Genomic DNA, 12223 nt, shown 5'->3' with positions numbered 1-12223 from the left:
TGTGCGGTGACGATGGCGGGAAGGATCCACCTGTTCCCATTCCGAACACAGCCGTTAAGCTTCCCAGCGCCGAGGATAGTGAAGGGTTTCCCTTTGTGAAAGCAGGACGTTGCCGTGCAGCTCTTTTTTTGTTATAATAGCATTAATTATTCCGCAATAGCTCAGTTGGTAGAGCGCACGACTGTTAATCGTGTTGTCGCAGGTTCGAGCCCTGCTTGCGGAGTTTTTTTTTGAAATAAAACACATATACGCCGCTTTAGCTCAGCAGGTAGAGCGCATCCATGGTAAGGATGAGGTCGCCGGTTCGAATCCGGCAAGTGGCTTAATAGAAACACCGTAACGACAGGGTTTAAAAGCCTTTGTCGTTTTTATTTTGTCTTAAAATATAACCTTGCCCACGAGTTTGCCCATGTAAATCATTTTTTAATCTTTACTTTTCAGGAAATTAGAGAAATTTTGAGCGGATAAGACGTGTTCCTCCACATTAGAATGAGTATAAAAGTTTAGCGTTGTTGATACATCCTTATGACCCAAACGTTCGCTTATAATTGCCACATTACCTCCTAGTTGCCCACTTAGAGTAGCATGTGTATGTCTTAATTCATGAAAGCTTATATATTTAACACCCGATTTTTCACACAATGCCTTCAACGACCTTAATAAATTACGGTGATGGACAGGAGTACCTTTGTTAGAAGCTACTACGTAGTCACTACTAGGATTTTGTTGATTTTTCCATATTTTCAATTCATTAATAAGGTCGGAGGAAAGGTATACAGTTCTTTCGCCAGCGTCTGTTTTAGCCGATTTTTTGACCTCTACGCCCCCGTTAGCAGTTCTGATAAGCTGTTCCTTAACTTGAATTTTTGCCCCTGTAAGGTCAGTATTTGCCCACGTAAGACCTAATATTTCACTCTCCCTCATTCCAGTATATATTGCCAGTAAATAAGCGATATAATAGGAATGGTTTGCTGAATACTTTAAAAATTGCTGTACTTCTTGAATGTTCCAAGCCTGTTTTTTGGGTTTGTTCAATCGGGGGAGTGTGACTTTAGCGCATGGATTAACCGCTATTTCTTCCCAATTTACACAGCTTTCAAAAATACGGTTCAGTAACGTGTTGTACTTTTTAATCGTACTTCCTTTCAATCCACTTTCTAACCATTTACTGTAGAGTTCTTGAATTTTGTAAGTACTTATATTTATTATATTCATGTATCCTAAAGGTTCAGAAAATCGGTTTTTATATGTTTTTTTGGCGAGTTCAAGGCTGTAGTTACTTAATATATTGGGTGCTACGGTATCGAAGTACTGTTTAGCTGCTGTATCTAATGATAGCCTTGAACTGGCTATATAGGTGTTTTTTCGCTTTGAATTTTTAATTTCTATCTCTCTATCTACTGCTTCTTTTTTAGATTTAAACCCTCCCTCTTCATGTCTTTTTTCTTTTCCAGATTCATCTTTTCCTAGATATACTCTGACTTCCCAAGTGTTACCTCTTTGTCTTATTGCCATTTTCTGTACGTCCTCTCTCTCTTTTAAAGTACGCACATGCTTCAGACGAGGATACCATCCATATAAACGGTAGACAAATATATATGTAACCTAAAATTTGATAATTAAATAGATGGATGATAAAGTTATTTATAGGTTGTGTTTCACAACCTAAGCGTGCTCCTAAAGTCACGCTATACCGTCAATCTTTTTTACTTCAAGACCTTGCAGACTCGTCATCTGCAGGTCTATTTTTTTGTCCTTGTATAAAAGAGAAGCTAAAAATAGACTTTTGAATTTAAGGATGATAAGCTTAATTTATAGGTAAAGGGAACGTGTGGTCTCGGTATCTAATACATAATTACAGGAGATGATTTAATGACGGAAGGAGCAAATCAAGGGCTGTTCGTTGTAATAGCTATTGTTATTTTTGGAATATTTATAGGTTTATCGTACATAGTTTTTGGTGAAAATTCAGCGCTACAAATTGGATTGGTTGACATGTTTGAGAGTACAGCACTAATAGCAGATGGTTCAGTACATAGTGAAGAATTAGAGGTTATAGATGAAGAAGGTCCACTAGCAGTTTTACCTGCACCAGATATGCCCGAGATTATGAACATAATTGATTACGAGGATTCAAAAATAGAATACGTATTCAATACATCGGGTAACACAGCAATTGCAATAGGTTCTAAGCAAGGCGAGACAGTATCAACAATTAATTTGCCTAATTTTGTCGTGAAAGATGGTATAACATACCAATCGTACGGAGCCAGACGTATAAATGGTGTCAATGATATATACTATCAGCAAGCAAGTGCCACTAACTATAATTCTTTCAATGACGTTGAATCTTACGAGTTGATTTATAATCGAATTATTTCAAATAGTTTTTCCTCATTGATGTTTGACCATTCAACGATAAATAATAAGGTAGATACTTACATACTGGATATAGAGTCTGTTTCAAGCTCTCAAATGAATGGTGATATATCGATAAGTAATTTTGTATTTTTAGAAAGAAACAAACAAGCACTTACATTTAAAATTAAAACCTTAGAAAATGTATATATAACTAGCGAAAGGTATAATTTTATAACTCAAAAGTTAAAACAAGACGTCAAAAATTTAGAGTCGAGTATAGCTATGCTGAAAGAAATGAAAGATGAACTCGTAGAGGATGATGACGACTATAGAGAGTACATCGAAGAGGAGTTATCCTATCAAATCAGGGAACTAGAAGTATTGAAGTTAGGTACTCGTGGAATATTCTATGCCGAAAGTCAAACAGTAATCCGGGACCTAAAAACGGGTGAAATTATAGAAGTGTTAGAAGCACCTAACAAATAACAGGAGGAAAAGTGATGACAGAAAAATTGAAAAGACTTGATGGTAGAGTGGACAAAAGAAGTAATAAATCTAATTGCATTAGCCCTAAAAAAGCAACTGCAGTACGTAAAAAATTGGACTATTTAATTGATGAAAAAGGTGTTAGAAACTCGTTTATCGCTGAAAAAACAGGGATTTGGCCCGGTACAATTCTAAGATTCCGAAAAGGACTGCAAAGGACATTTTTGAACGATGAAAAGTTTAAAAAACTGGATAAACTTTTAAACAGCTACGACTATTCAGATATGAAATAAATGAGAGAGCCTTATTAAAAGGCTCTTTTTTATAGACAAATTTCTCGAAATGTTAAAGACGTGAGTAAGAGGTTAGATGTTCCGGATCGCTCGCGACCCGGAATGTACTTAAACTATTTTAAAATACCTACCAGATTATCCATTATTTTTATATTCCTATTTTCTTATTATTTTTATATTGACCTCCTTAAACCTTAAAAAAGTGACCTCGAAATTGGCGATGGTGTAAACCGTTGTGGGAGTAGTAAACTTCTTTCTATTTACAAATAATGAACAATGCTGTAGTTTCAACTCGTAAATACAAAAACCACCTGTAGAACGTCATTGAATAAAAAATTGTGGGTAGTAATCCCCTAGAAGTGCAATTTCAGCACTTTTTATTGTTTACTAAAACTTTATAGTGTTGTTATGTATGTCTATAAACGATGAAAACAGCAGTTAAATAAGGTCAGTAAATACTCCACAATTAACCATCACTATTTTAGGGATTCAATATCCGATATTGAACGTAACTAAAAATTTGAGCTTCAGTGAAGAGGATGATATAGTTAATTTAGGTTAGAAAACCTTCAATAAAACAGCTTGAGTGGTTACTTGCTGTCACATATATTTTGGTTAGAAGAGTCCTTGCAGGCTCTTTTTTTTTGTACAACAAACCACACACATAAGACAGTTTGAAGTGTTAAAATAGTGTGGAGTAGCAAGGGTTTATAACTTGTGTTATCTAAAAATTGCCTTTAAAAATTTAGGATGATAAGCTTGATATAGATATAAGAGGAAGGTTAACCACCTTCTTTCAAAACCAAAATAAATGTGGAGGAAACCGATTATGCTGAAAACTGAAAGTATAGAAGACTGGCAGAAAGCCTTAGATGACTATTTTACTCACAGTCAAAAAAGAAGAGAAACAGAAAAAGTAACTAAACCAAAACCAAAGAAACTAATAACTTCAGAATTTGAAGGTACGACAGCAGTAATCAAAGCGAACAAAAAAGACTTTGAAAAATGGAAGAATAACAAACCTGAAAAAAGGAAGAAAAGAACTAGAAGAAAACGTAATATTGAACCAGTAGAAGTGTTCAGAGAAGAGCCGCTAAAAGCAGCAAGAACAGATAGAAAACAAGCATTAAATATACTTACAGGAAAGAAAAACAAAGCTATTGCAGTACATAGTCCGATTGAATATGAAGAAGAGCAAGAAGTTAAACGTAACTTTAAAGACGAGTATAAAGCCCGTAAACAGCTTGAAGTACCTACATATGACCCTACTAAACAGACAGAACAGCAGTATTTTTTGAACAGATTATTCTACGACAATCACGAAAGTGAAACAGTTATATTTCAAAAACAAACAACAGAAAAGCCCGTTATCAAACACTTTAAAGTGAATAACTTGGGTGATTATGTTAAGTATTTCAATCAGAACGAGGAAGACTTGCACGTAATTTTGAATAGTTTCATATTTAAAAAGGAAGATAGACGTAGAAGTGGCGAAAACGTACATATGATTAACGCTTTTTTGGTCGATGTTGATTTCTACAATAAAGGGTTAACTCAAAAAGAAGCACTCAATCAAATCGAACATACAATACGGAAGAATAAATTACCAAATCCCACATTTAAAATCAACAGCGGAGGAGGTATTTATCTAATCTGGAAGGTATCTGCAGTAGCGAACAACAGCAGAAAGATAAGCTATTTGTTCAAATTGATTCAGAAAGAGATGATTGGACTTTTTAAAGAGGTTGGATCAGACGCACAAGCGTCTGATATTGCCAGAATGTTGAAGTTGCCCGGTTCTATTAATAGTAAGTACGAAAGCAAACCTGAAGTCGCATTTATAGATGAACCGAGCTACGAAAGACTAGATTTTTTCACGTTTAGAGAGTTATTAATCCAGAAAAAAACGACTGAAAACAAGGAGAAGACAGTTAATTCGGAAGATGCTAAGAAAAAACTTAGAGAAAAAGGCTTAAAGAGTGGAAAGAACCCTGAAACTCTTCTAATGGCAAGGCGCGAAGACTTTCTAGCAGTTGATAAAATGAAGTCCACAAACGAGGGATATCGTAACTACATGTTGTTCTACCTTGGATTGTCACTGGCTTCAACAAAAAGAAGCGACAGCGAGATATTAAAGGAATTACATAGTTTCAATCAGAGTTTAAAGATGCCTTTGGATGATTCAGAAGTTGAACGCTTAGACTTCCGAAAAGAGTCATCTTATGGCGAAAAATGGAAATTTACTAATGCTGAAATAATTGAAAAGTTGGAAATTAGTGCAGATATGCAACAACAACTGGACACATTAATTGGTAAAGAAGAGAAGAAAAAAAGAAGAGTTGAACAGAACAGGAAATATCACGACAAGAAAGAAGAAGTAGTAGAAAAGAGAAATAAGAAAGAGGAAAGGAACATCTTGATTCAGAAATTAAAAGCGCAAGGACACTCACAGAAAGAAGTACTTAAGTTGATGAATGAGGATTATCAGATTAAGGTTAGTTTGAGAACTATCAAGACACACTGGAATTCTTAAAAACCTTTATATTTAGACTTATTTTGCTGGTGCAAAAAATTAAGGCTTTAAACTATACATGGAGAATATAGAGACAACTACTTCAGAGACTAATTTAACAGATGGAAGAAGAGCCTATACAGTAATTAGGATAGGCTCTTTTATTTTACCTATAATTCTTAAAAACCTTTATATTTAGACTTATTTTGCTGGTGCAAAAAATTAAGGCTTTAAACTATACATGGAGAATATAGAGACAACTACTTCAGAGACTAATTTAACAGATGGAAGAAGAGCATCCCTTCAATAAGTATAAATCTCTAGTATATACATACTAACAGAACGTGAATCAGCTTTAGATAGGTACTGTTATCAGATGTTCAAAGTTATTATAAATACCTCTGTTGAGCCTTTTAAAAGTAAAAGAAGCTGAAAATTGACTCCATAATTTAAGGATGATACGCTTTATATATAGTTAAATAATTATACAGATGGAGGACGAAAAATGAGTAAAAATAAGATGACATATGACGAAAAACGTAAAGAATATAGACGAAAGAAGAAGGAAATACTCGAGTTCAAAGAGGTAAATACAGTACATAGTTGCGAAGGGTGTTTAGAACATAGTCCTGAAGTCGAACTACACCACATAATACCACTTAGATTTAACGGTACGAATGAAGTATCCAACTTTAAAAGATTGTGCAAAGATTGCCACCAAAAGCTACATGGATTGATAAAAGTAGCGGATATAACAGCCAAAAAGAGGGAAAGACTTGCTCCTCTTGAATACATATGTGACAACTGTACGAATTTGGATAATTTAAAAGGAGAACTCGTTATCCCTGAAAGTATCGGAGGAAAACGTGCTCCATCTAATATATCTACTTTATGTTTAGATTGCAGATTGTGTCTAGGTGAAAACCAGAATGATACAGGTATTTTCGACCATTCAAAGCTAATTATGGAAGGGTTTGAAAGAGGTAGAGAAGAAGGTAAAACGTACGGTAGACCAAAAAAATCTACGCAAGCTGTTGCAGCAATACTTTACCAGATGAAAAATCCAAAAGTAGTCAAGAAAAGAGTAGCAGAATCAGTAGGAATAGCACCTCTAACCGTCAGACGTTGCAAGAAAAGGTTAGAAGAGAAATACATAGTTGAAATAAATGAAGAAGGAACTGCAGAAATATATAGGAAAAACGGAGAACATTATAGAACAGTGGATATTGAAGTGCTTTACACAACTTTGGTCAAACATATGGAGGTAGTATAGATGAAAAACATAAAATTAGGGGGTCCGGCAAAGCTTTTTATATCAATTTTACTGATTTTAGGCGGTTACTATACCTTATCCAGAATCACCACGTTCCGTGGTGATCTGGCAGATAAACCAGTAGCAGATGAACCTGAACAAGAATACATAGCTGAACAACAAACAGGACTCGTGACGATTGAGTGCTGGCTGTCAGATTTAGGTATACCTGATATTGACCTAGGTGGTGGTCCACGTGAGTTTGAAGTAGAAGCTGGTACAAGATGCTCAGATTTGAAAGAGGAACGAAAAATAACTGAAGAACTTGAAAAAGAGCAACGTAATCAAGAATATGAGGAAAGATTGGAACAAGAACGTTTAGCTGAAATTGAAGAGCAACTGGCAAAACAGAATCCAGTTGAACCTAAGTTTTACATTTTTGCGGATGGAACTATTGAAAGAGCCGAAAATATCCCTGAAATACTAGAAATTCCCGATATTATAGATGGAATTGAAGTAAAGCAACTAGGAAACCAATTATTCAAAGGTATGGGTATAAAAGAGGTATATTTACCAGCAACTATAGAAGTAATCGGCGTTGAAGCATTCAAGAATAACGAGCTAAAGGATTTAGTATTGCCAGAAAACTTGAAAGTTGTTGATGATTCAGCATTTTTGAACAATGAATTGTTGAGGCTGACTTTGAACGAGGGTTTAGAAATGATTGAAGGAGCAGCATTTAAAGACAACAATCTAACATACCTCAGAATACCTGAAAGTGTAGGATTCATAGGGAATTACGCCTTTAACAATAATTCTATTATTCAATTAGATATTGAAGAGGACGTTTAACAAACATCAGAAATAACACGTTTACAAATAATTTATTAGATTCTGTGAACACACCCGACAGTATCAGCTCTGTAAATCCCAACGCATTCGACAATAATGTGATTCTGACAAATTTCAGACACAATTGAAAAAAATTGAAAGTTAAATAAATACTAACATAACAGTATTATCAAGAAAATGTAAACAGTACATAAAATATAAAGTGTACAACAACACACCGGACAAACGTGTAAAATGTTGGTATAGTTGGGTTTATAAGGTGTGTAACTTAAAATTTGTGTTAATAATATAAGGATGCTATCCTTATTATAAGAAGTAAAAGATATGACAATTTTAACAAAACTTTAGGAGGTTTTATTGATGAAAAAATTATTGATGGTATTGACGGTTGCAATGACGATTAACATGGTGCAGATAGACGAGGTAAAGGCAGACGAGGTAGCAGAAGTAACGGAAGAGCAAATGGATTACTTAGACAATCTGGTTGAAGAGCTAAGTGTAGAAGCGGAAGGTCTAGCAGACGCGCTGAAAGCTGAGGGCGATACGTTGAGAGAGCAGTCTGAAAATAGAAACAGAAGTATGAGAGAAGTTGCAAAAGGCATCACATCTAAACGTGAAGTAATGGAGAAAACAGGAAATAATGCTAAAAATCTAGGTAATGACGTATTAGAAAAATTGAATTTTGTGGGAAATTTTGAAGAGATGGTCACAGAATTTAGAGATACAGATATGAATATAGAAACCTTGAGTAACGTGTTTCAATCACTAGGCAGCGAAGATGAACTGCTAGTTGAGTCTGAATTGGGAGAAGGGATTTTACAAGTTTTAGGAATCAGCGAAACTAAATCAAGACTGGCTGACACAGTGAGGCAAGTAATAATGTCGTTGTTGACCCTAGTATTTTTCAGTATTGCATTTGCAATAGTAAAGGGTATTAGAGTTAGAAACGAATACAAAACTTTTTAATAGAATAGGGGCTTTTTGCCCCTTTAAATATAAAATAATGGAGGAATAGTATGGAAAAAATGAAAAACAGTATAGATTTACCAGTATTTGAAAGATTATTAAAAACAATAGCAAGAGCATTAATTGTCGAAAGACACACGTACTTTAAGGATTTTGACAAGGAGCAGCGGTACTTCAGGTTACATATTGATTTACACGATTCTGAAAATGAAGTAGAGGATTACTTCATGGTCGACCCTGACCTTAGGATACAGCTAGAGGTCGAAAATAAAGCAGTTATAGAACAGATTTATATTATATCAATGGATAATAGAGACGCTCCACTTCATAATTTTGAAATTCACGCATATCGTTTTTCAAATGCTGAAGTAAAGATTGAAGAGTATTGTATTCAGAAAGATGTACCCGATTTTATCGAAAAAATAACTCTTGAAATGAAAGCAGCTATAAAAGAAGTTGCTGCAAATCGGTTGATTGTGGCTGAAGAGGGTAGAAGTATTCTCGAACCTTGTCATGAGTATTACATATTTAGACACGTTAATGATGACATAATGAGTAGTGAAGTATTAGGTGGTTTTATCAGTATGAGATACGAAAATAAGGATTTATACTATGAAACAAGGGGTCAGATACGTATTTACAGGGAGGTGTTCAATGAAAATTATTTAAAACTTTGAGGAGCAAAGGATCGGGGCAACGCCCCGATTTCAAACCTAGAGGGAGTCACCTCTTTAAAAACAATGAAGTAGTGAAAGACGTAATCAAAACTAAAAAAGAATATGGAGGAAATTTATGAAGAATCATAAAATTAATTATAGGAAATACATAGTATTGACAGCAGTTTTAGCACTTGGATTACCGACAGTACATAGTACATATCAAGCTCGAAGCGAAGTGAAGTATGACCTAGTGGAGGAAGAAGTAAGGGAAATTACATCTATTGGACCTCGCACGTCAACGGATTCACTAACGCATAGTTACGTAACTTCTATAGATGATGTTGATATAGATTTAGAGGAATTATTTCAATTTGTCGACCAAGATGGATTTATCATTGATAGAGAGCTTTTAGAGATTAATTACTACCATATACCTCAATCGACAAATAACCGATTCTTACCTTTAGTAACAGCATTTGAGGACATTTTATTAGAGAATAACTCAAGAATTTGGCACACGTATATTACCGCAACTGCCCACTTGAAAGAGAACCCGAGTGTTAGTTTCAGACCGGCCCACTATCGATGGTCCGGGGTCGTTCAACTGAGAGGTGAAAATAAAAGACCGTTGATTAACACTATTAACTACAACCCGACTGTCTTTGAAGGAATACCGTACGAAGAATGGGCGAATATCGAATTTAGCGATTATGAAGACGATAGAGATGGTCGACAAATGCAAAGGTCGGTTACATATCCGAGCAATTTTGACAAAGAACATATGAAACCGGGCGTGTACACAATTAGGTACACAGTTACAGACAGTCAAGGGACAAGGGTGTTTGTGGATGAAAGATTGACGGTTGCAGCGGTTCAAGCGCCAGAAATAACTGCCAGATTGAATACGATTAAAGCAACATCTTTAGAAGTTGACTTGCTTGAAACCCTTGATATAACAGCGGTTGACAGCTTAGATGGGGATGTAACCGATAGTTTAGAAATTGTAGATTCAAACATCGATTTAAAAGTTGAAGGTGAATATAATCTAACGGTACGTGCAAGGAATCAGTACAGTAAATTTACTGAAAGAACCTTTAAAGTAAACGTACAAGCAGAGTCACCCACTTTAAAGGTAAATAATCTAGAGATTGAACAGTTAGATACGTTTAATCCGTATATAGATATAGAATATTCAGCGTTTGACAGTGTAGATGGTGATATTAGTCATCTTGTAGTAATGAGTTCAGATATTGATTTATCAGCACCAGGTCGTCAATTTATCACCTTAGAAGTTGAAAATTCTAATAGTAAGAAAACAACAGTTGTAGCAACGGTTGACGTAACTGAAGTTGAGGCTCCTGTTGAAGAAGAACCAGAAGTAGAGGACGAAGAGGTAGTAGAAGTTGAAGACGAAGAGTTAGAAGAAGAGAAAGAACCCGAAGTAGAAGACGAAGAGGAAGATGAAGAGAGTGAAAAAGAGCCTGAATTGGAAGATGAAGAAACAGCAGAAGAAGTCGAGGAAGATGAAGAGCTAGAAGTAGAAACAGAAGATACTGGAGAAGTAGAACTAGAAGTAGAAGACGAAGAGGACAATTCAGAGATTGAAAAAGAGCCTGAACTAGAAGTAGAAGAAGTAGAAGAAGTAGTAGAGCCAGAAGTGGGAGAAGAAGAAGTATTAGTAAAAGAAATATTAGAAACAATAGAAGAAAAAGCAGTAGCAGCAGTAGTTGAAGGGGAAACAACTACTACAGAAAAATTAATCAAGGAAGATTTAGAGGTAATGATGACAGAAAATGAAGAAAATGAACTATTGCAAACTGGAATTAACGTATCACACTTGCAACCTTTAGGTGCAGTGTTGACCGGTTTGTCTGGTTTAGCATTTTTCAAACTTAAGAAAAAATAAGATAAGTGAGACCTTGCCAAAATTGGTAGGGTCTTTTTAATACTTTAATCGAGTTCCGGTCGCTCGCGATCCGGAACATCTAAACCCGTAATCACATTTTTACTATTTTGGGAAAAACTTATAGATTTAAAATTTGCATAGCCTATTTTCAAAAAATCTCTGAGAAATACCATTTTAAAAGTTATATACCTATAACTGTACTTAAAAGCGGTCTGACAGCACGTTTTCAAAAGAGAAAATAAGCTTATAAGTATTTAAAAATCTATAAGCAGTTACTAGACTTATGTTCACACCATCATTATAAAAACAACAGCCAAAATAATAAATGACAAACTCCCTTAATCCGAGCTATGTCCGAATTATCCCCGAGTTATTCTTGAACTATTGCTGACTTATTTTCAAAAGAGGCATTTATTTAATAACAGCAAGCATTTTTATTAAAAAAGAGCATGTTGCTGTCTTATTTTATGTATTCAAATTTTTACCAGTATTTTAAAGTTTTTAATTGCCATTTTCTTCCGTATTTTGAACTTATATATTTTATGTTGTTTGGAACGTAACTACATTAAACACAATTGTAGTACAGAATCACGATATTTTTAAATTGAAAATTACAATTAACGTTTAGACTATTCATTATTTTAACTATATTTTTGTTTTGCTCTTTTAAAATGACACTGCTATTTTTTACTATAAAATGACTATACCACTTTAAAATATACTTGTTATAATCGTTAAATTTAAAGATTATATTTTTAGGTATTGAGTAATCCGTTGTTATAAAAGGGGAGTTCCGTATTCACCTTTAGATTCAATCTAAACGCTGTTACGTAGGTTTTTGTGCGTTGAATTGTAGCCGAGTTATCATTCAATTATTGCATGCTTATTTTTGACTTGCTGCACAGAGGGATGATACCCTTAAATTAAGGTGAGGGA

At 34.7% G+C, this 12223-nt stretch carries 9 protein-coding genes, 2 tRNA genes and 1 rRNA gene; 11 read left to right on the top strand and 1 reads right to left on the bottom strand.

The genetic code is table 11. From position 1 onward, the window contains the following. Positions 1-2 precede the first annotated feature (2 nt). The 3 genes from rrf to ACYQ4S_RS04240 all read left to right on the top strand — a co-directional run bounded on the left by rrf (position 3) and on the right by ACYQ4S_RS04240 (position 323). Positions 3-118 (top strand): 5S ribosomal RNA (rrf, locus tag ACYQ4S_RS04250). Between the two features lie 32 nt (positions 119-150). Continuing rightward, positions 151-223, top strand: a tRNA-Asn gene (locus ACYQ4S_RS04245). A gap of 27 nt (positions 224-250) precedes the next feature. After that, positions 251-323: transfer RNA gene (locus ACYQ4S_RS04240), tRNA-Thr, on the top strand. Between the two features lie 100 nt (positions 324-423). Here ACYQ4S_RS04240 and ACYQ4S_RS04235 read toward each other — a convergent pair. Then, on the bottom strand, positions 424-1515 hold the full coding sequence (locus ACYQ4S_RS04235) for a site-specific integrase (protein ID WP_459769575.1): 1092 nt from the start codon (positions 1513-1515) through the stop codon (positions 424-426). Between the two features lie 357 nt (positions 1516-1872). Between ACYQ4S_RS04235 and ACYQ4S_RS04230 the strand changes: the two genes are divergently transcribed. The 8 genes from ACYQ4S_RS04230 to ACYQ4S_RS04195 all read left to right on the top strand — a co-directional run bounded on the left by ACYQ4S_RS04230 (position 1873) and on the right by ACYQ4S_RS04195 (position 11287). Then, positions 1873-2847, top strand: coding sequence for a hypothetical protein (locus tag ACYQ4S_RS04230; protein ID WP_459769573.1), 975 nt, complete (start codon positions 1873-1875; stop codon positions 2845-2847). Between the two features lie 14 nt (positions 2848-2861). Further along, entirely contained in the window at positions 2862-3140 is a 279-nt protein-coding gene (locus ACYQ4S_RS04225; RefSeq protein WP_459769571.1) for a hypothetical protein, read from the top strand. An 829-nt stretch (positions 3141-3969) separates the two neighbouring features. Beyond that, positions 3970-5673: a primase C-terminal domain-containing protein gene (locus tag ACYQ4S_RS04220; RefSeq protein ID WP_459769570.1), complete on the top strand. Its 1704-nt coding sequence runs from the start codon at positions 3970-3972 to the stop codon at positions 5671-5673. A gap of 484 nt (positions 5674-6157) precedes the next feature. Continuing rightward, positions 6158-6925, top strand: a complete 768-nt coding sequence (locus tag ACYQ4S_RS04215) for an HNH endonuclease (protein WP_459769568.1) — start codon at positions 6158-6160, stop codon at positions 6923-6925. Then, complete coding sequence (locus ACYQ4S_RS04210; protein WP_459769567.1) at positions 6926-7756, top strand: leucine-rich repeat domain-containing protein; 831 nt, start codon at positions 6926-6928, stop codon at positions 7754-7756. A 360-nt stretch (positions 7757-8116) separates the two neighbouring features. Next, complete coding sequence (locus ACYQ4S_RS04205; protein WP_459769565.1) at positions 8117-8722, top strand: hypothetical protein; 606 nt, start codon at positions 8117-8119, stop codon at positions 8720-8722. Positions 8723-8772: 50 nt separating this feature from the next. Next, positions 8773-9399 carry a hypothetical protein gene (locus tag ACYQ4S_RS04200; protein ID WP_459769564.1) on the top strand — a complete coding sequence of 209 codons (627 nt, stop codon included), beginning with the start codon at positions 8773-8775 and terminating at the stop codon, positions 9397-9399. 115 nt (positions 9400-9514) lie between these two features. Next, positions 9515-11287: a hypothetical protein gene (locus ACYQ4S_RS04195; RefSeq protein ID WP_459769562.1), complete on the top strand. Its 1773-nt coding sequence runs from the start codon at positions 9515-9517 to the stop codon at positions 11285-11287. Positions 11288-12223 lie beyond the last annotated feature (936 nt).

Source organism: Alkalibacterium sp. s-m-28 (assembly GCF_054658175.1).
This window is presented reverse-complemented; position numbering and strand designations above follow the sequence as displayed.

What these genes read in the sequence shown, in the direction of transcription:
- ACYQ4S_RS04215 (WP_459769568.1), top strand. Translation starts at nt 6,158, where the DNA reads ATGAGTAAAAATAAGATGACATATGACGAAAAACGTAAAGAATATAGA.
- ACYQ4S_RS04230 (WP_459769573.1), top strand. Translation starts at nt 1,873, where the DNA reads ATGACGGAAGGAGCAAATCAAGGGCTGTTCGTTGTAATAGCTATTGTT.
- ACYQ4S_RS04220 (WP_459769570.1), top strand. Translation starts at nt 3,970, where the DNA reads ATGCTGAAAACTGAAAGTATAGAAGACTGGCAGAAAGCCTTAGATGAC.
- ACYQ4S_RS04200 (WP_459769564.1), top strand. Translation starts at nt 8,773, where the DNA reads ATGGAAAAAATGAAAAACAGTATAGATTTACCAGTATTTGAAAGATTA.
- ACYQ4S_RS04195 (WP_459769562.1), top strand. Translation starts at nt 9,515, where the DNA reads ATGAAGAATCATAAAATTAATTATAGGAAATACATAGTATTGACAGCA.
- ACYQ4S_RS04205 (WP_459769565.1), top strand. Translation starts at nt 8,117, where the DNA reads ATGAAAAAATTATTGATGGTATTGACGGTTGCAATGACGATTAACATG.
- ACYQ4S_RS04235 (WP_459769575.1), bottom strand. Translation starts at nt 1,515, where the DNA reads ATGGCAATAAGACAAAGAGGTAACACTTGGGAAGTCAGAGTATATCTA.
- ACYQ4S_RS04225 (WP_459769571.1), top strand. Translation starts at nt 2,862, where the DNA reads ATGACAGAAAAATTGAAAAGACTTGATGGTAGAGTGGACAAAAGAAGT.
- ACYQ4S_RS04210 (WP_459769567.1), top strand. Translation starts at nt 6,926, where the DNA reads ATGAAAAACATAAAATTAGGGGGTCCGGCAAAGCTTTTTATATCAATT.